This is a genomic window from Microbacterium esteraromaticum, from assembly GCF_014084045.1.
GTDB classification, from domain to species: domain Bacteria; phylum Actinomycetota; class Actinomycetes; order Actinomycetales; family Microbacteriaceae; genus Microbacterium; species Microbacterium esteraromaticum_D.
In genome coordinates this window covers 1,772,386-1,790,987 of the sequence record NZ_CP043732.1, presented here as the reverse complement: position 1 = coordinate 1,790,987, position 18,602 = coordinate 1,772,386, and the positions used below count along the sequence as shown (strand labels likewise).

Here is an 18,602-nt window from a genome sequence, read left to right as displayed (position 1 = left end):
ATGATAACGCCAATGCATCTTCTGCCTCACTTCGATACGCTGTATGCATGAAATTGGAGCAGCTGCGCGCCTTCGAGAGCGTGGCCCGTCTCGCCCACTTCACCCGCGCCGCTGACGAGCTGTTCCTCACGCAGCCATCGCTGTCGCGACAGATCCAGGCGCTCGAAGCCGATCTCGGCGCGACGCTCTTCCAGCGCGATCGCACGGGAGTGGTGATCACCACAGCCGGCGAAGCGCTGCTGCCCATCGCCCGGCGAATGCTCGCGGATGCCGACTCGGCGCGCCACGCCATGGACGAGCTGGCAGGCCTGCGCCGCGGGCGGGTGCGGCTGGGTGCGACGCCGACGCTGTGCGTGTCGGTGGTCGCCGAGGTGATCGCGGAGTTCCATCGCGAGCATCCGGGGGTCGATCTGCAGATCACCGAGGCAGGTTCGCATGCTCTCGTCGACGCCCTCGTCGAGGGCTCTCTCGACCTCGCCCTCACCATCACCCGGCCGAATGTGCGTGACGACAGCGCCGTCGAGCGGGTCGCGCTCTTCCGCGAGGAGCTGATGGTGGCATCCGCCGCCGACTCCGCGCTTCGCGCCCATGCCGACGTGCCCGCGCGGCTGACGGTCGCCGAGCTCGCCGCGCTGCCGCAGGTCGCGTTCAACCGCAGCTACGACCTGCGTCTGGCCACGGATGCCGCCTTCGAGACGGCAGGTCTCACGCCCTCGATCGCCGTCGAGGGCGCCGAGATGGACGCCGTGCTTCGCTTCGTCGCTCGCGGCATCGGCGTCGCGGTCGTGCCCGCAGCCGTGCTGCTTCACAGGCCGGAGCTTCTCGGCACAGAGCTGACCTCCCCGTCGATGACGCGCACCGTGAACCTGTCGCGGCGCGCGGCGGTGCGACCGACCGCCGCCGTCGCGGCGATCGAGCGGACGGTGTTCGACGTGGTCGCCCGGCTGGCCGAAGACGGCGAGCTCGGCGGGCGGATAGCCCTGGTCGCGTGAGGCAGGTCAGCGCGGCATCCCGACGTGCTCGCCCGACCGGATCGCCAGCGCCACAGCCTCTATGCGCGAATGCACTCCCAGCTTCACGAGCAGGCTCTGCATGTGCGCCCCGACCGTCTTGATGCTGATACCCAGCGCAGAGGCGACCTGCTTCTGCGACAGCCCCTCGGTCGTCAGGCTCAGCACCTCGCGTTCGCGATGGGTGAGCAGCGACAGCGGGCGCAGGTCGGTCGTCGGGTGCGGCCCTCGTCCCCTGCGCTCGATGAGCCGGCGGACCCGCGCCAGGAACTCCTGCGCGTCCATGGACTCCGCCGCGTAGTCGTCGGCTCCGACGAGCAGCCCGGCGACGACGTCGGCAGGTGCGGTGCGCTCCGCCGACACCAGCATGGCCGGGAGGTCGGGACCGTACCGATCGCGCAGCTCGCGCAGCACGGTGCAGCCGCCGTCCTCCACCTCGAGAACGGCGACGGCGGGCGCGTGCGGGATGAACGCGGCGTCCGCGCCATCCGCGTAGGCACGCACGGGAAGTCCCAGCCGGCCCAGCAGACGGGTGTAGCCGTCTCTCACATGATCACCCGACGCTGCTCGACGATGCCGTCTCGGCGACGGCGTACAGCCCTGACAACTTCAAAGGCGAGGCAGCCGTCGATCTGACTGCGATCCTGTCGAACGGGGTTCCACAATGCCTCGTGCTCGCCAATGTGATTCCCAGCACGGTGACGGGCAACTCCGACACAGCCGACTACAAGGACACCATCCTCACCCCGGCGCCCGAACTGAGCAACTGCGAGTCGTCCACCGTGACGACGCCGCAGACCGGAGCCGGTCTGCCCATCCCGGCGAACTTCTCGATCGGCACCGGCATCGTCGCCGTGCGCGACTCGGCCGTGGTCGACATGACCGGCGGAGACCCGGCACCCGATGGCACTGTCACCTTCCACCTCTGCAAGGTGGCGGGCGCGGCGCACTGCGACACCGGCGGAGTCCTGGTCGGCACCGTCGATGTGACGGGCGACGACTATCCGGTGACCGTGCCGTCTCCCGTGGCCTCCGTCACCTCCGCCGGCCGGTACTGCTGGCGGGCCGAGTACAGTGGCGACTCGGCGAACGACATCCCCGGCTCGAGCGACTCGCGCGACTCCGAGTGCTTCACGGTCGCACCTGTCACCCCGTCCCTGACAACGGATGCCAGCGATCCGATCAGCCTGGGAGGGACAGTGCGCGACACCGCTCAGCTGAGCGGCACCGCCACGCAGCCCACCGAGCCGCCGATCAACCTCACCGGCGCCGCGGGGGCGAAGGACGACGGCACGATCGTGTTCAAGCTGTACGGCCCCAGCGCCACGGAGTGCGGAGTCCTGGCCTACACCTCCCCGCCTGTGGCGGTGGACGGCAACGGCAGCTATCAGAGCCCCGCGTTCACACCCACCGCAGCGGGCGAATACCACTGGGTCGCCGTGTGCACCTCGGGTTCGGCGAACACCAACAGCGTGACGCACAACGCCGACTGCACCGACGCTCAGGAGGACGTGGTGGTCTCGACCGTGGCATCCTCTCTCACCACGGCGCAGCGCTGGGTGCCCAACGACTCGGCGACGATCACCGCCCCCGCGGGAGGGACTCTGGCAGGCACCGTCACGTTCCAGCTCTTCACCAACGCGACCTGCTCCGGCACCGCGAAGTACACGCAGGACGTGGCGGTCAGCGGCGCGTCCGGGGTGACGGTCGGCACCACCAACACGGTGGCGGAGAGCGCGAGCGGATCGTTCTCGTGGACGGTGACCTACGACAGCACCAACCCAGCCCAGCGGGACATCCCCGCCAGCTGCCACGAGACCTCCGCCCTGACGGTGACCAACGGAGGGACGGTGACCAGCCCCTGACGGCCGACTGATTTGGCACGCCCTGCGCGCAGGGGCGGCGGAGGGCGGGGCGCACCGGGTGCACCCCGCCCTCCGCGCGCTTCCCGTCGTTCAGCCCGCAGCAGGAGCCCGCGCCACCCCCGCGGCGGCGAGCGCCGCATCGACGTGCAGCGCCGTCGTCGGGAAGACGGGCACGGGCGAGTCGGCCGCGGTGATCAGCAGCTCGATCTCGGTGCATCCGAGGATCACTCCCTCGGCACCACGCGCGGCCAGCACGTCGATCACCTCGCGGTAGTACGCGCGCGACTCCGGGCGGATGACGCCGTGCACGAGCTCGTCGTAGATGACGGCGTGCACTCCGGCGCGCTGCTCGGCGTTCGGGACGAGCACCTCGATCCCGTGCGCTTCGAGACGCTCGCGGTAGAAGGGCTGCTCCATCGTGAAGGCCGTGCCGAGAAGGCCCACCCGCCGGACGCCGGCATTGAGCACGGCGGCGGCCGTGGTGTCGGCGATGTGCAGAAACGGGACCTCTGTGGCGCCTTCGATGCGGTCGGCTACGAGGTGCATCGTGTTGGTGCACAGCACGATGAGGTCGGCGCCGGCGCCCTCGAGGCCGCGGGCACGCTCGGCGAGCAGCGAACCGGCCGCGTCCCAGTCGCCGCGGGACTGAAGCTCTTCGATCTCGGCGAAGTCCAGCGAATCGATGATGATGCGCGCCGAGTGATGCCCTCCGAGAGCGTCACGCACCCGCTGGTTGGCGAGCCGATACCACTCGAGCGACGATTCCCAGCTCATGCCGCCGAGCACACCGATCGTCTTCATCGGCACCTCCGGGCGCGGGTGGGATGACGGGCCGGTCGCATCCATCGAATGTACCCCCGCTCAGTCGAGAGGAGCGTCGGTCGGAGCCTCGTAGCCCTCGGGAGGCTGCGGGATAGTCTCATGACCCGTGAGGAAGCCGGTGACCTCGGCGAGCTTCGCGCCATGTCCGCTCACACGAATGCGCAGCTCGGTGACGTCGCGCGCGGGGAAGGCGTGGATGCGCCCCTGCCCGACGGTCAGGCCCCGAGCGATCGTCTCGGCTGCGGCATCCACCCCCGCGATCACCTCGTGCGCGGTGATGCGCTGGCCCGAGGTCAGGTGTTCTCGCAGGCGGAGATGGTCGATGCGAACCGGCTGGGTGAAGCGCACTCGCCACTCGGCCCCGTCGCGCTCGACGTGCGCCTCGATCGGAGAGCCGAAGCGACGGTCCCACTCCGCACGCCACTCGCGCAGCCGCCGCACATCCGCCGGGTCGAATACGCCTTCTGGCGTGGGCGGGACGTTCAGCAGCAGGTTGGCGCCCATCCCGATCGATCCGTACATGATGGCCATGAGGTGATCCACCGTCTTGGGCTCGTCATCCGGATGCCAGAACCAGCCCCGCCTGATGGACACATCGCACTCGGGCGGGAGGTACGCAGCCTCGCGCGTGCTCATCGACGCGGCGGTGTAGTTGCTCAGCTGCGTTCGACCGACGACGTACTCGACCGGGTCGCTGGCGAGGCCGTCCTCGTTGCCCACCCAGCGGATGGTGGGCCGTCCCATGTTGAACACCATCGCGTCGGGCTGGTGCTCGTCGATGACGGCCACGATCCGTTCCCAGTCGTACACGTAGCCGTCGGACCCGGCACCGTCGAACCAGATCTCGACCAGCGGGCCGTACCGCGTGCACAGCTCCGTGAGCTGTCGAGCATAGAACTCGCTGTATGCCTGCGGATCGTCGTAGCACTCGGCATTGCGATCCCACGGCGAGAGGTAGACACCGAAGCCGATGCCGGCCTCACGACATGCCTCGGCGACCTCCGCGACCACATCTCCCCTGCCGTTCCTCCACGGGGATGAGGCGACGGAGTAGCCGGTCGTCTCGGTCTGCCACAGACAGAAGCCGTCGTGGTGCTTGGCCGTGAGGATCAGGTGGCGGGCGCCGACGTCGACCACCGACCTGACCCACGCCCCGGCATCGAGGTCGACGGGATCGAAGCTGTCGGCGCGCAGCGTGCCGTCGCTCCACTCCCGGCCGTGGAAGGAGTTGAGGCCGAAGTGGACGAAGAGTCCGAACTCGGCCTGCTGCCAGGCGAGCTGGCCTGCAGTGGGGACGACGATCGCTGGCATCCCACTCACTGTAGTGAGCGCGGTCGCGCCCCGTTCACCGGCTGGGCCTTGCGCCCGCGTCGCATCCCTTGTGTTCCTCCGCGGGATCAGGTGAGGGCATCGGCGGCGGCGCGCCAGCGTGCCGAGAACTCCTCGGCTCGTGAGTCCGACCACCGCGGTTCGTAGGTGTGAGACGGCGCCCACGAGATGATGGCGTCCTCGAGTGCGAGGTCCTTCTTCATCGCGCACCGCGCCAACGCCGCAGCGCCGAGCGGCGTCGCGTGCTGGGAGGGATAGACGTCCACGGGGATGCGCATGAGGTCGGCGACCGCTTGCATGAGCACGCGGCTCTGGGTGAGCCCGCCATCCACTCGGAGACGCTGCAGGGGCTGACCGAGATCCGTTGTCATCGCGCGTGCGAGCTCAGCCACCTGGGCGGCGATGCCCTCCAGCACCGCACGAACGAGGTGCTCGCTGCCGGTAGACAAGGTCATTCCCGTGAAGGTGGCCGTGGCGTCAGGGCGCCACCAGGGCGCGGCGAGCCCGGCAAGCGCGGGCACGCACAGCACACCGTGAGAGTCATCGGCGGCGACGTGATCCATGTCGGCGGCGGTGTCGATGAACGTCAGCTTCTCCAGCCATTGCACGGCCGAGGCGGCGGTGTACACCTGCCCGTCGAGGCAGTAGGTGCTGCGTCCTCCCTGCTGCCACGCCACCGAGGAGGAGAGACTGGCCGACGACCGGACGGCGTTCCGCCCGGTGTTGGCGAGCAGAAAGGCCCCGGTGCCGAAGGTGCACTTGGCTTCCCCGGGCTGCAGGCACGCCTGGGCGACGAGGGCGGCCTGCTGGTCGACGATGAGGCCACCCACCACGGCGGTGCTGCCGAACGCAGTGGTGGTTCCTGCGAGGTCGTCGCACGCGAGAATCGTCGGAAGCCGCTCTTCACCCAGTGCGAAGATGTCGAGGAGCTCTCGGTCCCAGGCGACCGTGTCGAGGTCCATCACGAGTGATCGGCTCGCCGTCGAGGCGTCGGTGACGAACTCACCGGTGAGCTGATGAAGAAGCCAGCTGTCCGATGTCGTGACAACACCCTCGTCTGTGACGTTCTGACGGATCCAGGCCTGCTTGGGTGCCGAGAAGTACGGGTCCAGGACCAGCCCCGTGCGAGCGGCGATGTCACCGGCATGATCCTTCAGCCCGGCGCAGATCGATTCGGACCGACGATCCTGCCAGACGATCATGTTCGACAGCGGCGTGCCGGTGTCGGGGTCCCAGGCGAGAACGGTCTCACCTTGGTTCGCGATCGTGACGATATCGATGTCCACTCGCGCCTGATTGACCGCGACACGGCCGGCACGCAGGACCGAATCGAGGAGCGCCTGCGGGTCGTGCTCGACGCCGCCGCCGGGGAGATAGGTGGGCCGAATCGAGACCTCACTGAGAGCGAGGACATCTCCGGCTTCGCCTACGACGACGGCTTTGGTGCCGGATGTGCCCTGATCGATCGCCAGAACGGTTGTCATGTGTGGATCCTTCAGATCGGTGCGGGCGGCTGCATCGAGCGGTGGCCGCCCTCGTCGTCACGCAGTGGTCGCGTTGCGGTGCTTCGCGGTGCGCTGCCACCAGGGGCCGTCCTGCTGCGTCGCCACGGCGACGGTCGGCGGACGCAGGTCGTCGTCGACCGATACGCCGATCTCACGGAGGATCTCAGCGACGTAGTCGGCGATGCCGAGCGATGCGGTCAGGCCCGTCGAGCGGATCGCAGCGACGTTGATCAGTCGGTCGTTCTTGTCGGAGCGTCCGATGACGTAGTTGCTTCCGCGCCCGGCCGGGCGGAGTCCCGCGTAGCTGGCGATGGGCTCGAGTCCTTCGAGGGCAGGGAACTGCTGGACCGCCTTGGCGAGGATCTCGTCTTTCGCCTCCGGGCGGACCGACCAGTCCTCCTTGTCCTCGAGGTCCACGGCCGTGGGGCCGGCGACGGCCTTGCCGTCCAGGGTCGGGAACACCAGCACCCCCTTCGTGCGCTTGGTCGGCACGGGCAGGATGATGTGCTCGAGAGTCTGTCCGTCGGGCAGCTCGAAGACGAAGAACTCTCCCTTGCGCGGGTAGATCTCGAAGGATTCATCGCCCACGAGCCGTGCCACCTCATCGGCGTACAGCCCTGCGGCGTTGATCGCCGCCGTCACCGTGAATCGACGTCCGTCGGCGATGGCGATGTCGAGGCCGTCGTCGATCGCCGAGATCGCGGCGACACGGGCATCCAGTTCGACCGTCGCTCCGGCAGCGACCGCGGACGCTGCAAGCGCCTGTGTGAACGCGACCGGATCGCTCACCGACTCGCCGGGAACGAGAAGAGCACCATCCGACGGGCGGATGCGCACCTCGACACCGTTCTCGGCGGCGTTGGCAGCCAGCGCGCGCACCGTCTCTTCGTCCTCGGCGGAGTGCGGCACGAGTTCCGCTCCGGCATGGATCACCGGCACACCGAGTGCATCGAGGATCGCGGGCCTGATACGGGCGGCGCGGAGGACGAGCTCGGTCTCGAGCTGGCCGGGCGTCGAATCGAACCCGGTGTGCAGGACACCGGAGTTCGTCCCGCTGGCGCCGAGCCCGAGAGCGGACTCCGACTCCAGCAGAACGGCGTCGACTCCTCGGTGCGCCAGGGTGTAAAGGATGGCCGATCCGACGATGCCGCCACCGATGACGGCGACAGTTCGGGACGGAGAGTGCGAACTCATTGTTGGTGCTTCCTTCGCGATGAGGCGGACTTACTTGGAGCTGGCGATGGTGTCTTCGTCGAATGCTCGATCGACGTCCTGCATATCAGGCATGCTCAGGCCCTTTCGCCCGCGTGTGACGATCAGGTAGATGAGATAGGCGATCCCGATGACGAGCATGATGCCGACGTACAGCCGAGGCTGCTCGAACGAGGCATCCCGGAAGATGAGCAGCTCGTACACGAGCCACACGCTGGCAAGGACCAGCACAGGGACTTCCCATCGTCCCAGGGTGAAGCCCTTGCTGGCCGGCAGCGACTTCCGCTTGACGATGTAGAGCAGCACGGTGCCCGCGTAGATGATCGCCGGGAGCAGAGTCGCCGCGGAGAACAGGACGAACAGAGCGTCGCTCGTACCGCTGAAGATCGCGAGGATGGTCTGGGTGATCATGAAGTATCCGATGGTCGCCGCGGCCGGCGTGTGACGCGTGCGGCTCACCTTGCGCAGCAGCTGCCATGCGGGGAAGCGCTCGTCACGCGACATCGCCCACACCAGGCGAGTTCCGCTGAGGGTGATCACGAGTCCGCACGAGAAGATCGAGATCACCACGAGCACGAGCAGCGCCTTGCCGACGACCGGCCCGAGGACCGATGTGATGACGGTCGCGACAGGAGTGGCGGACGTGGCCAGCTCCGCCGTGTCTCCGGCCAGGGCGGTGACGGCGATCAGGAAGAGCATGCCCAGCACGCCGAGCGCGATCACGGCCTGCACCATGGCGCGGGGAATGACCCGCTCCGGGTTCTTCGTCTCCTCCGCGAGGTTGGCCGCCGACTCGAACCCCACGATTGTGAACGCACCAAGGAGGAACGCGAGCGGGAACGGGCCTGCGCTCGTCAAGCCGCCGAAGTCCCAGTAGCCGGTCGCCGACACGGGGGCCGTGGCGAACAGCTGCGTGAAGTCGAGCCGGCCGATGACGGCTCCGACGACGAACAGCAGCACGGTGATGCCGATCATGCCGATGATCTGCACGGTCACCGCCACCTCGTTCACGCGGTTGGTGACTCTGGTGCTGAAGGCTACGAGGATCGCCTGCAGCAGCATGACGATCGCGGTGATCACCCAGCAGTTCGCCGGCGACGGCGCGTATCCGAAGAGCTCCGGAAGAATCGTGGCGGCGATGGTGTAGTCCACTGCGACGACGACGATGACGAGGAATGCGAACGAGACCCATCCCGTCAGCCAGCCGAGGATCGGGTTGGCGAGCCGAGACACCCACTGGTAGGCGTACCCGCTGATGGGGATGCGTGCGGCGAGCGCGCCGAAGATGAGGGCGACCATCGTCTGGCCGATGACGGCGATGGGCCATGCCCAGATTCCTCGAGGTCCGCTGCTGTTGAGAACGGCACCGTACGTGGTGAAGATGCCGGTGGCGATCGAGACGAAGCCGAACGCGACGGCAAAGGAGGCGTAGAGACCGAGCTCGCGCTTCATGCGCGTGCCGGACTGCGCTTCGGAGGTGGACCTGACTGCTTCGGGAGATTCCATTGCCTGGCCTTCATTGGACGGGTTCATTGGTCTATACCAACTTGGTATATACCAAGGTACGGTAGATGAAGGGAGGTAGCGTGTCAAGCGTGATGAGCGTCCGGACAGAGAGACTCGCGACAGAGAGAGCCAGCACCCCGGCGTACGTGCGCATCGCGGCTGAACTTCGCTCGCGCATCCGCGCCTCCGAGCTGCAGGTGGGCGAACCGATTCCGCCCGAGCGGGAGCTGTGCGTCGAGCTGGGTGTGAGCCGCATGACGCTGCGCCGAGCTCTTGGCGTGCTGGAGCGCGAGGGGCTCGTGCGCCGTGATGCGACTCGGGGCACGTTCGTGTCAGAACCGCGCGTGCAGCTGCGTCTCGGTTCCTTCTCGCAGGAAGTCGTGCGCGCCGGTCGGCACCCCGGGGCTGAACTGTTCTGGGCGGAGGAACGTCGTGCGGACGACGAGATCGCCTCCGGCCTGGGAGTGGCGCCTGGTCATCCTGTATACGCGCTCCGCCGTCTCCGTCGCTCGGATGGCGAACCGCTCGCCGTGGAGACGACCTACTATCGCGCTGATCTCGTTCCAGGCCTTCTGGACGGAGATCTGACCGGATCGCTGTGGGACGAGGTGCGAGGCAGGTTCCATCTCAGGCTCGCACGAACGACAGCCGAGCTGGAAGTCGTCGTGCTCGACGTCGAGAACAGCGGCCACCTCGGCGCGCGCCAGGCCGCCGGCGGGCTGCAGCTCACTCGCCGGACGTACATCGAGTCCGGGGAGTGCGTCGAGTACGCCGTTGACGTCTACCGCGCCGATCGCGTCTCGCTCATCATCGAACGAGCAGTCGACGACGAATGACCATCGCCTTCGACCTCGACGGCGTGCTGAGCCGGTCGGACACGATGGCGGCGGTCGTCTCCGCGCGCCTGCGCTCGCGGCCATGGCTTGCCTGCCCGATCGCCATCCTCGCCGCCGTTGCGGCTCTCGCGCCAGCACACGGGCGGCTCCGCCCTCGGTGCAACAGGGCCATCGTGCACATCGCGCTCGCCGGTCTGCAGGAGCATGAGTATCGGCATCTGGTGAGGTCGGTGGCGCGCCGACTGGCATCGCGGCCTGGCAACACCTCGCCGTGGATCATCGAGGCCCTCCGGCGAGCCCACCGCGACGGCTCCGCCATCGTCACCACCGCGACCGAGCGTCACCTGGCCACCGAGTACCTGCGTCTGATCGGCATCGAGGGGCTGCCCATTCAGGCATCGGAGTTCCGGTTCCAGCGGCAGGGTCCGAGGTTCGCTCGCCACAACGTCGGCGACGCGAAGAGCACGGCGCTGAGGGCTTCACGTGCGCAGGCCGGGCTTGAGCGTCTGTACACCGATTCAGCCAGTGACCTGCCGCTGGCGCGGCTGAGCACCAGCACCGTACTCGTCGAACCGAGCCGCCGCTCGCTGCGCGCCTTCGAGGGGAGCGGCCTGAGCTTCATGACCGCGCGGTGGACAGCGCGCTGACGGCGGTCGGCCCATGCGACGCGACGGCGGTCGGCCTCATGTGCCGGCGGAAGACCTCGCGCTCAGCGCCGACAGCAGCCTCAGCTTCTCGTGGCTCTCGCTGCCGGGAACCGCGGTGTAGACGAGCAGCGAGTGAGCCTGCACGGGATCGACGAGGGTCTGACAGGTGAGTTCGAGCGCACCGAGCTCGGGGTGACGGAAGCGCTTGACCTCTCGGGGGCGCACGCCCACCTCCTGGGTCTCCCAGATCGTCCGGAACTCGGCACTGCGCTCGAGAAGCAGGTCGGCGTAGGCGGCTGCGCGGGAATCCGGGCCGCGCACCGCGATGACTTCGCGCAGTCCGGATGCCCACAGCCGGGAGAGGAAGGAGTGCTCTTCCGGAGCGTAGCGCTCACGGACCGCCGGATCACTGAACCATCGGAACCCGATGCTGCGCGCCGGACCCGTGAGACCGGTGGTGTCGCCGGTGAGCGCCACGCCGAGCGACGTCTGCCGAAGCGTCTCGCCGAGTTCTGTCACCACTTCCGCCGGAGTGTCCTGGAGACGGTCGAGGATCCGCAGCATGCCCGGGCTGACATGGTCGTTCGTCGCTCCGCGCGTTCGCGGCGGATGCCCTGCCAGACGGTCCAGGTGGTCGCGTTCGTCTGCCGAGAGATGCAGGCCCTGCGCGATGGCGGCGATCATCTGCGCGGAGGGCACGGGGCCCTGCCCGCGTTCGAGTCGCGCGTAGTAGTCGGCCGACATGTGACTGAGCGCAGCCACCTCTTCACGACGCAGACCCCGTGTCCGACGTCGGCTGCCGCGGGCGAGACCCACGTCCTCCGGCTGCAGCACGTATCGGCGGCTGCGGAGGAACTCCGCTATCGCTGCCCGATCTGCCGACATGGGTCGATCCTCACACGACATCCGGACGGGATCCACTGATCGACGAGTCCTGGATAAGCCGCACGGTGAGCCGCAGAGTGAGAGCGACCACACGAAGGAGCGCCATGTCGAACCGCAGCATCGAGATCACCGTCCCCGACCTGTCCGGCAAGCGGATCGTCGTGACGGGCGCCAGCGACGGAATCGGGCTGCGCATCGCCGGTCGACTGGCGATGGCCGGAGCAGAGCTGGTGCTGCCCGTGCGCAACACCGCAAAGGGCGATGCTGCCGCGGCCCGCATCCGCCGACGCACGCCCGGCGCCCAGATCACGACACCGCCGCTCGACCTGTCCTCTCTCGAGTCCATCGCCGCGTTCGGCGACTCGATGCGCGCGGACGGGCGCCCCGTGCACGTGCTGATCAACAATGCGGGCGTGATGACCCCTCCCGATCGACGCACGACCGCTGACGGTTTCGAGCTGCAGTTCGGAACCAATCATCTCGGGCATTTCGCGCTGGTGGGTCGGCTGCTGCCGCTCCTGCGTGAGGGCCGCGCCCGTGTGACGTCGCAGATCAGCGTCGCCGCGAATGAACGCCGCATCAACTGGGACGACCTCAATTGGGAGCGCTCATACAACGGCATGACCGCCTACAGCCAGTCCAAGATCGCCCTCGGATTGTTCGCGCTGGAGCTGGATCGCCTCAGCGCGGAGCGCGGATGGGGCATCACCAGCAACCTGTCGCATCCCGGCGTGGCCCCTACGAGCCTGCTGGCGGCGCGACCCGAGCTGGGGCGACCGCGCGACACCCTGGGGGTGCGGTTCATCCGATGGGGATCAGCGCATGGCATCCTCTTCGGCACCCCGGAGTCCGCCGCACTGCCGGCGCTGTACGCCGCCACATCGCCGGACGCCGAACGCCGCGTTCTGTACGGCCCCAGCGGCATCCGCCACCTCGGAGGGGCACCGGCGGCGCAGAGGCTCTATTCGAGGTTGCGCAGCGCGGAGGATGCTGAGCGCATCTGCGCGGTGTCGGAGGAGCTGACCAGGGTGCGATTCCCCGACTCGGATGCGGAGTGGTGCGACACCGTCCGACATGTCCGATCTCACGAAAGCTGTCGGTCGGTGAGACAGAACATTCCCGGGAAGACGGGTGAGTGATGCACGGTCGAGGCTGCCGGCTGTCTCACGAAAGATGTCGTAAATCACCTTCCACTCTCACGCTGCCTAAAACGTCGAACGGCCAGTTTCGGCGCATCTGGTTTCGGCAGGGGGTTTCGGCGGGTGCGCGATCGGCGTGTCGTGCGATCGGCCGGCGACCTCCGTGCGTCTGCCGTAAACGATCGTTTTCGGTGGGCTAAGGCGAGCAGGCTTGAACAGTCGGGGCGGGTATCTGGGGACCCCGCCCCGCCTGTGCATCGCGAGGCAGTGCTCGAGCGATGCGGTGGCGTGCTGTGCACGCAGGTACGTGCTCGTGGGGGCGAGCACGTACGTCTCAGGGCTGCACGACGGGGAGGCCTGTCGTGGCGGCGGCGTCTTCCAGGGAGCCGAGGTTGAGGAGGTCGGTGAAGCCGGCCTGCTTCATCAGGTCGATGGCGACTCCTGCCCGGTTACCTGAACGGCAGTAGACGAGGTAGGTGGCTTCGGGTCGAGGTCCGGCAGCGCAGCTTGGAGGTCGCCGCCCGTGACGTCGAGCAGGAGGGCGCCGTCGAGGTGGCCGGTCGCGTGCTCGGCGGGGGTGCGCACGTCGATGATGACCGCGTCGGGGTCGAGGTCGGCCCGTGGTGTGGGTGTGCTGGCGCAGGAGGTGAGCGTGAGTGCGGTGATGACGGCGAGGGTGGTGAGGGTGAGGCGGCGCATGTGCGTCCTTTCGTTGTGAGGGAGCGAGGGTGTCAGCGGTCGCAGGCGCCGTTGGCGCAGTGGCGGGTGGGCTGCCTACTGAAGCGTTGGTGCAGGGCACATCCCGCGCACCACCCGAGGGTGGCTTCTAGGAGCAGGACTGTGAAGCAGGGTCCGCAGAGCCCGAGAGTCACGGGTAGCGGGACCATTCCAGCGCGCATCGTCACGCACGAGATAGCAGCGAGACCGAGGGCGAGCCACCAGGCGAAGACCTTCTGCGGCGCGCCTACCCAGTGCCGACGGCGGCGGCGTGTCAGAGCACGGCCGAGGGCGAGAGTGAGGGACAGCCGGTCGCTGATGAGTACGCGCGTCGTCATGTCGAGGAGGAAGAACATGCCGAACATCTGCAGCGGCCTGATGCTGTCGGAGGCGAGCGTGATGGTAAGAGCGGTGATGCCTATGGCGAGGAGGATGCCGGCGGCGATGCGGACGGCGTGCTCGTCGAGGACGGGCACCTCGTATCCGTCGACGTGTTCCCCGGCGCGGGGCGCGGTGTCGGTCGCGTGAGGCATCGGCTTCTTTCTGGTGGTGGTCAGGCGGAGAGCGTCTGAATGATGAGGGTGGCGAGCATGGTCAGCCCCACGGCCAGCACCAGAACCCCGAACCCGGTGCGGATGCCGGCAGCCGGGAGGCGATGCGACAGTGCCAGACCGATGAAGGATCCGGCGACGGCGAGCGCGGTGAAGGTGAGGACGATGGGCCAGTGGATGGCCACGGTCGTGATCTGGGTGAGGAAGCCGGCGGACGAGTTCACGGCGATGACTAGTAGCGATGTCCCCACTGCAGCGGCGATGGGCTGGCCGAGGAAGGTGAGGGCGGGGACGATGAGGAACCCACCGCCTGCTCCCAGTGCCCCTGTGAGGACTCCCACGCCGAGTCCCGTACCTGTCGTTCGGATCCCACGGACGACCGGCCGCGTCGGAGGGCGCCCCGCGCGTTCTCGTCGCGGCCGCATCATGGCGATCGCTGTGACGATCATGATCACCGCGAACAGAACGGTGAGCACGGTTTCTGGTAGCAGCTGACCAGCCATCCCGCCACCGATTCCCCCGATCAAGCCGGTCGCCGCGAAGACGCCGGCGACTTTCCAGCGCACCTCGTGTCGGCGCACACGGAAGGCGGCGGAGACGGCGCTGGTGATGGCGACGACGAAGAGAGAGGAGACGATCGTCTCCCTCGTTCCGATGCCCAGGACGAGGGAGAAGATGGGGAAGGTGAGGATGGAGCCCCCGCCGCCGAGGAGCCCGAGTGCGACACCGACAAGGGCCGCGAGAGTCATCGCGAGGATGATGGAGGTGTCCACTCGAGCTCCTCGGCCGCTCAGGCGGCCGTCGGCCGAGACGGCGTCGCGGCGAGCCAGGCGTTGTAGCTGCCTTCGATCTCGATGACGTCGTGCCCGGCCCGGCGCAGGGCGCTGGCGACGACGCTATTGCGGACGCCGCTCTGGCAGTAGGTGAGGATCTTGCCGGCGGGCAGTTCGTCGGTGTGCCAGAGGGCCCGACCACCGGAGAGCTGCGCGGCGCCGGGGATGTGCCCGGCGTTGTACTCGGTACGGTTTCGCACGTCGAGGAGGAGCGCCGCGTCGACCTGGTCCAGGTCGGTGGGGGCGATCGTCTTGGGCTGCACCGTGGGGAGGCCATCGAGGGTGGTGATGAACCCGTCGACCTGATCGATGCCGACCCGCAGCAGATGATCTCGGAACCGGGCCGCGGCGTCCCCCGAGTCGATGAGGAGGACGAGCGGCCGCGTCTCGGTGTCGGGGTCGTAGACCCAGGCACCGTAGCTGGCTGCTCTCGCGACTCCGGGCACGTTCAGCGCGCCCTGAACAGTGCCCTCGTGCACGAGGGAGTGGTGGCGGGTGTCGACCATGATGACCCGGTCGGCGTCGATGTCGGCGTCAAGATCGAAGACGCTGCGCTCGAGGAGCGGAGGAAGTTCGCCCAGCACGGCCGGTCCGACGCGGTTCTGCCGCTTCATTCGTGCGAAGTAGGCGTGTGCGTCGGGCTGATCGTTCAGCAGCGTGTCGATGAATCCCTGCTCATCGCCGGCCTCGAGGTAGGGAGCCCACCAGGCGAAGCGCCGCTCGTATCCGACTGTCGAGCTCGGGACGGCGCCGAGCGCCTTGCCGCAGGCGGACCCCGACCCGTGCGCGGGGAGTACCTGCACGTAGTCGGGCAGGGTGAGGAAGTAGTCGCGGAGGCTCGCGAAAAGATCCCGTGCGCCGTCGAAGCGGGTGTCGATGCCGCCTGCGGCCTCGTCCAGCAGGTCCGGGCGTCCGACGTCCCCGACGAACACGAAGTCACCGGTGAGGACATAGCCCGGCTCGGAGGTCGTGGCGCCGTCGATGACGAGGAAGGACAGGTGCTCGGGGGTGTGCCCGGGAGTGTGGACCGCCTCGACCGTGATGTTGCCGACCGTGATGCGGTGACCGTGCATCATCCGGGTGGCGTCTTGGAACCCGACACCGTACTGCCAGTCCGGGCCGCCCTCGCCGGAGACACACATCGTCGCCCCGGTACGGGCTGCGAGCTCGCGGGTGCCGGAGAGGTAGTCGGCGTGGATGTGGGTCTCGGTGACCGCGGTGATGGTCATGCTGTTCTTCGCGGCGAGGTCGAGGTAGACCTGGATGTCGCGGCGCGGGTCGACGACGATCGCTTCACCGGTGCGCTGGCAGCCGATGATGTAGCTGGCGTGGGCGAGGTCGTCGTCGTAGAGGCGTTCGAGGAGCATAAGGGTCTCCGTCGCTTTCTTCTGGGTCAGTGCGTGCAAGTGCAGCGCTGGGATTCGGGGACGCCCGCGAGGGCTTGTTCGATGTGCTGGCCGCAGCCGTCCCAGGTGGGCTTGCCGCAAGAGGAGCAGGTGATTCGTGCGCACATGGTGCCAGGTCCTTTCAGGGGGTAGCGGTGTTGGCGAGCTGGCGGCGGACATCGTCCATGTCCAGTCCGCGGGCCTTCTCGATGAGCAGCTCGAGCTGCGGCTCGGCAAGAGCTCCCGGCTGCCGGTAGACCAGGACGCCGTCGCGGAAGACCATCAGGGTCGGAATCGAGGTGATGCGGTGGGCGGAGGCCAGAGCGGTCTCGGCCTCGGTGTCGACCTTCCCGAAGATGATGTCGGGGTGCCTGTCGGATGCGGCATCGAATACCGGGGCGAAGGCCCGGCAGGGTCCACACCACTCAGCCCAGAAGTCGATCAGCGCGATGCCCTCGGCGTGGGTGAGCTGTTCGAAGTTCCCGGTGGTCAGTTCAACGGTCGCCATCGCCGATCACCGTCCGAACAGGCGGGCGAAGAAGCCACCCCGCTGAGACTGGGCGGCCTGGACTTCGGCACGGGTATGGCTGCCATTGCACCAGTCGGATGCGGGCACGGATTTCCGCACGGATGCGACGTGCTGACCGCACCCGGTCCAGGTCGTCTTTCCACAGGTGTGGCACTTCGTTGCTCTGCACATACGCTGATCTCCTTGCTCGGCGATACCCCGGGGAGTATCAGTTCATGTGAATACGATACCCCGGGGGTATAGTGGTTGTCAACTCGACGGAAGGACCACCCATGACCGACACCCTCGTCCCCGGCGACCCGCTCGTCCACGACCCCAAGGCCAAGCGCAAAGTCGTCAACCGCCTCAAGCGAGCTCAGGGCCAGCTGGCGGCGGTCATTACGGCCGTCGAGGACGACGCGCACTGCCGCGACGTCGTGCAGCAGCTCTCCGCCGTCTCGAAGGCCCTCGACCGGGCCGGATTCCTCGTGATCTCGACCGCGCTGCGGGAATGCCTCACCGATCCGCACGCCGACGACGTCACCTCCCCCGCCGAGTTGGAGAAGCTCTTCCTCTCCCTGGCCTAAACCGGTCAGGCCCGCTCCTCGGGGCCCTCGCCTGGTGACCTGGGAGGAGTTCGACGATTCCCGTGTCGAACACCGTTAATCTTCCCAGGGCGCTGTTCACAGGGGACCGGCGCTGAACAATGATGTGTTGAGGCATTCACAGCGATGCCAGATGAGGAGCGGTGCTTCGTGCTTTTGACGAGTCTTCCCAGCCCCCCACCGTCGTGGGCACAGTTCACCCTCGGGCCGCTCACAATCCACACCTACGCGCTGTGCATCATCGCCGGGATCATCGCCGCCGTGATCATCACTCAACGACGCCTGTCGGCACGAGGCGCGGAGGACGGCGTGGTTGTCGACATCGTCATCTGGGCTGTCCCGATCGGCATCATCGGAGCCCGGTTCTATCACGTGTTCACCCACGTCGGGGACTACTTCTATCCCGGCGCGAACCTCGGGAACATCTTCGCCATCTGGGACGGCGGCAACGCCCTCTACGGGTCCCTCCTGGGCGGCGCTGTCGGTGCGTACATCGGCTGCCGACGAACCGGCATCCGGCTTTGGTCCTTCGCCGACGCTCTCGCGCCCGCGATGCTCATCGCGCAGTCCATGGGTCGGATCGGCAACTACTTCAACCACGAACTCTTCGGGCTGCCCACCACGCTGCCGTGGGGGCTCGAGATCCTGCCGACGGACACCATGTTCCCGGACGGCCTCCCGGCCGGAACGCTGTTCCACCCGCTGTTCCTGTACGAGATCATCTGGAACTTGATCGGCGTCGCGATCATCTCCTCCTCGAGCGCAGATACCGGTTCCGGTGGGGACGCACCTTCGCCCTCTACCTCATCTGGTACGGCCTCGGACGCAGCTGGCTCGAGGCCATCAGAATCGACCCCACCAGCGACGCCCTGTTCGGCATCCCCGCGAACGTCTGGGCATCCTTCGTCGTCGTCGCCCTCGGCATCGTCCTGTTCATCGTCCAGGGCCGGCGCCACCCCGAACCGGAACCCTCCGTGTACCAAGAAGGACGCGCGCCAGCGGTGGAACATCAGCCCAGCAGCGCAGACGCGACCTGAACACCACCCGACCCCTCCAGCTGTCAGCTAGTTCTGTCTGAGCGATCACAGACAAAACGCCTCTTGACGTGGTGCGCCGAAAATCCCTGCCGAAAGGGGATTCCGGAGATCGTTTGCGGCGCCTCATAAGGAGCGAACGGGCCAGTAACGCCGAAATCGATCGTTTTCGGTGGTTCACGGAGGTCCCCACGCGTAGTGTGTGCCGAGTCG

The 18,602-nt window shown here is 67.7% G+C and carries 20 protein-coding genes and 1 pseudogene; 7 read left to right on the top strand and 14 right to left on the bottom strand.

What is annotated here, in order from left to right; translation table 11 throughout:
• Nucleotides 1-47 precede the first annotated feature (47 nt).
• Nucleotides 48-992, top strand: a complete 945-nt coding sequence (locus FVO59_RS08490) for a LysR family transcriptional regulator (protein ID WP_182252238.1) — start codon at nt 48-50, stop codon at nt 990-992.
• A gap of 6 nt (nt 993-998) precedes the next feature.
• Here FVO59_RS08490 and FVO59_RS08485 read toward each other — a convergent pair whose 3' ends face one another.
• Nucleotides 999-1,559 carry a response regulator transcription factor gene (locus FVO59_RS08485; protein WP_182252237.1) on the bottom strand — a complete coding sequence of 187 codons (561 nt, stop codon included), beginning with the start codon at nt 1,557-1,559 and terminating at the stop codon, nt 999-1,001.
• A gap of 122 nt (nt 1,560-1,681) precedes the next feature.
• Here FVO59_RS08485 and FVO59_RS08480 point away from each other — a divergent pair, with 122 nt between their 5' ends.
• Nucleotides 1,682-2,875 (top strand): hypothetical protein, encoded by a 1,194-nt coding sequence (locus FVO59_RS08480; protein ID WP_182252236.1) that lies wholly within the window; start codon nt 1,682-1,684, stop codon nt 2,873-2,875.
• A gap of 90 nt (nt 2,876-2,965) precedes the next feature.
• Here the strand turns inward: FVO59_RS08480 and FVO59_RS08475 are convergent, their stop codons facing one another.
• The 5 genes from FVO59_RS08475 to FVO59_RS08455 form a co-directional block, all read right to left on the bottom strand.
• On the bottom strand, nt 2,966-3,676 hold the full coding sequence (locus tag FVO59_RS08475; RefSeq protein WP_182252235.1) for an aspartate/glutamate racemase family protein: 711 nt from the start codon (nt 3,674-3,676) through the stop codon (nt 2,966-2,968).
• A 60-nt stretch (nt 3,677-3,736) separates the two neighbouring features.
• Nucleotides 3,737-5,008 (bottom strand): alpha-L-fucosidase, encoded by a 1,272-nt coding sequence (locus FVO59_RS08470; RefSeq protein WP_182252234.1) that lies wholly within the window; start codon nt 5,006-5,008, stop codon nt 3,737-3,739.
• An 86-nt stretch (nt 5,009-5,094) separates the two neighbouring features.
• A complete protein-coding gene (locus FVO59_RS08465) occupies nt 5,095-6,510 on the bottom strand; it encodes an FGGY family carbohydrate kinase (RefSeq protein WP_182252233.1) in 1,416 nt (471 codons plus the stop codon).
• Between the two features lie 57 nt (nt 6,511-6,567).
• Entirely contained in the window at nt 6,568-7,725 is a 1,158-nt protein-coding gene (locus FVO59_RS08460) for an NAD(P)/FAD-dependent oxidoreductase (protein WP_182252232.1), read from the bottom strand.
• Nucleotides 7,726-7,755: 30 nt separating this feature from the next.
• The gene (locus FVO59_RS08455; protein WP_182252231.1) at nt 7,756-9,249 is read right to left on the bottom strand and encodes an APC family permease; all 1,494 of its coding nucleotides are present in this window, start codon (nt 9,247-9,249) and stop codon (nt 7,756-7,758) included.
• 92 nt (nt 9,250-9,341) lie between these two features.
• On the opposite strand from FVO59_RS08455, the gene FVO59_RS08450 reads away from it, so the two are divergent.
• Together FVO59_RS08450 and FVO59_RS08445 are read left to right on the top strand one after the other, a co-directional pair.
• Complete coding sequence (locus FVO59_RS08450; RefSeq protein WP_182252230.1) at nt 9,342-10,085, top strand: GntR family transcriptional regulator; 744 nt, start codon at nt 9,342-9,344, stop codon at nt 10,083-10,085.
• Nucleotides 10,082-10,732: an HAD family hydrolase gene (locus tag FVO59_RS08445; RefSeq protein WP_182252229.1), complete on the top strand. Its 651-nt coding sequence runs from the start codon at nt 10,082-10,084 to the stop codon at nt 10,730-10,732. The genes FVO59_RS08450 and FVO59_RS08445 overlap by 4 nt, the downstream gene beginning before the upstream one ends.
• A gap of 36 nt (nt 10,733-10,768) precedes the next feature.
• Here FVO59_RS08445 and FVO59_RS08440 read toward each other — a convergent pair whose 3' ends face one another.
• Nucleotides 10,769-11,617 carry a helix-turn-helix transcriptional regulator gene (locus tag FVO59_RS08440; RefSeq protein WP_182252228.1) on the bottom strand — a complete coding sequence of 283 codons (849 nt, stop codon included), beginning with the start codon at nt 11,615-11,617 and terminating at the stop codon, nt 10,769-10,771.
• 104 nt (nt 11,618-11,721) lie between these two features.
• Here FVO59_RS08440 and FVO59_RS08435 point away from each other — a divergent pair, with 104 nt between their 5' ends.
• A complete protein-coding gene (locus FVO59_RS08435; protein ID WP_182252227.1) occupies nt 11,722-12,756 on the top strand; it encodes an SDR family oxidoreductase in 1,035 nt (344 codons plus the stop codon).
• Nucleotides 12,757-13,179: 423 nt separating this feature from the next.
• On the opposite strand, the gene FVO59_RS08430 is transcribed toward FVO59_RS08435, so the two are convergent.
• Genes FVO59_RS08430 through FVO59_RS16800 form a run of 7 tightly spaced genes read right to left on the bottom strand, consistent with a single transcriptional unit; the run spans nt 13,180 to nt 16,942 of the window.
• Entirely contained in the window at nt 13,180-13,455 is a 276-nt protein-coding gene (locus tag FVO59_RS08430; protein WP_259363108.1) for a rhodanese-like domain-containing protein, read from the bottom strand.
• Nucleotides 13,456-13,487: 32 nt separating this feature from the next.
• A complete protein-coding gene (locus tag FVO59_RS08425) occupies nt 13,488-14,006 on the bottom strand; it encodes a DUF4395 domain-containing protein (protein ID WP_033105402.1) in 519 nt (172 codons plus the stop codon).
• A 20-nt stretch (nt 14,007-14,026) separates the two neighbouring features.
• Entirely contained in the window at nt 14,027-14,797 is a 771-nt protein-coding gene (locus tag FVO59_RS08420; RefSeq protein ID WP_182252226.1) for a sulfite exporter TauE/SafE family protein, read from the bottom strand.
• Between the two features lie 17 nt (nt 14,798-14,814).
• On the bottom strand, nt 14,815-16,224 hold the full coding sequence (locus FVO59_RS08415) for an MBL fold metallo-hydrolase (protein ID WP_182252225.1): 1,410 nt from the start codon (nt 16,222-16,224) through the stop codon (nt 14,815-14,817).
• Nucleotides 16,225-16,250: 26 nt separating this feature from the next.
• The gene (locus FVO59_RS16805; RefSeq protein WP_494516663.1) at nt 16,251-16,370 is read right to left on the bottom strand and encodes a DUF8730 family Cys-rich protein; all 120 of its coding nucleotides are present in this window, start codon (nt 16,368-16,370) and stop codon (nt 16,251-16,253) included.
• Nucleotides 16,371-16,384: 14 nt separating this feature from the next.
• On the bottom strand, nt 16,385-16,750 hold the full coding sequence (locus FVO59_RS08410; RefSeq protein ID WP_033105406.1) for a thioredoxin family protein: 366 nt from the start codon (nt 16,748-16,750) through the stop codon (nt 16,385-16,387).
• Between the two features lie 6 nt (nt 16,751-16,756).
• Nucleotides 16,757-16,942: a DUF8730 family Cys-rich protein gene (locus FVO59_RS16800; protein ID WP_074731942.1), complete on the bottom strand. Its 186-nt coding sequence runs from the start codon at nt 16,940-16,942 to the stop codon at nt 16,757-16,759.
• A 101-nt stretch (nt 16,943-17,043) separates the two neighbouring features.
• On the opposite strand from FVO59_RS16800, the gene FVO59_RS08405 reads away from it, so the two are divergent.
• Together FVO59_RS08405 and lgt are read left to right on the top strand one after the other, a co-directional pair.
• Nucleotides 17,044-17,337, top strand: coding sequence for a metal-sensitive transcriptional regulator (locus tag FVO59_RS08405; RefSeq protein ID WP_182252224.1), 294 nt, complete (start codon nt 17,044-17,046; stop codon nt 17,335-17,337).
• 144 nt (nt 17,338-17,481) lie between these two features.
• Nucleotides 17,482-18,392, top strand: a pseudogene (lgt, locus tag FVO59_RS08400) (prolipoprotein diacylglyceryl transferase).
• The last annotated feature ends 210 nt before the right edge of the window (nt 18,393-18,602 follow it).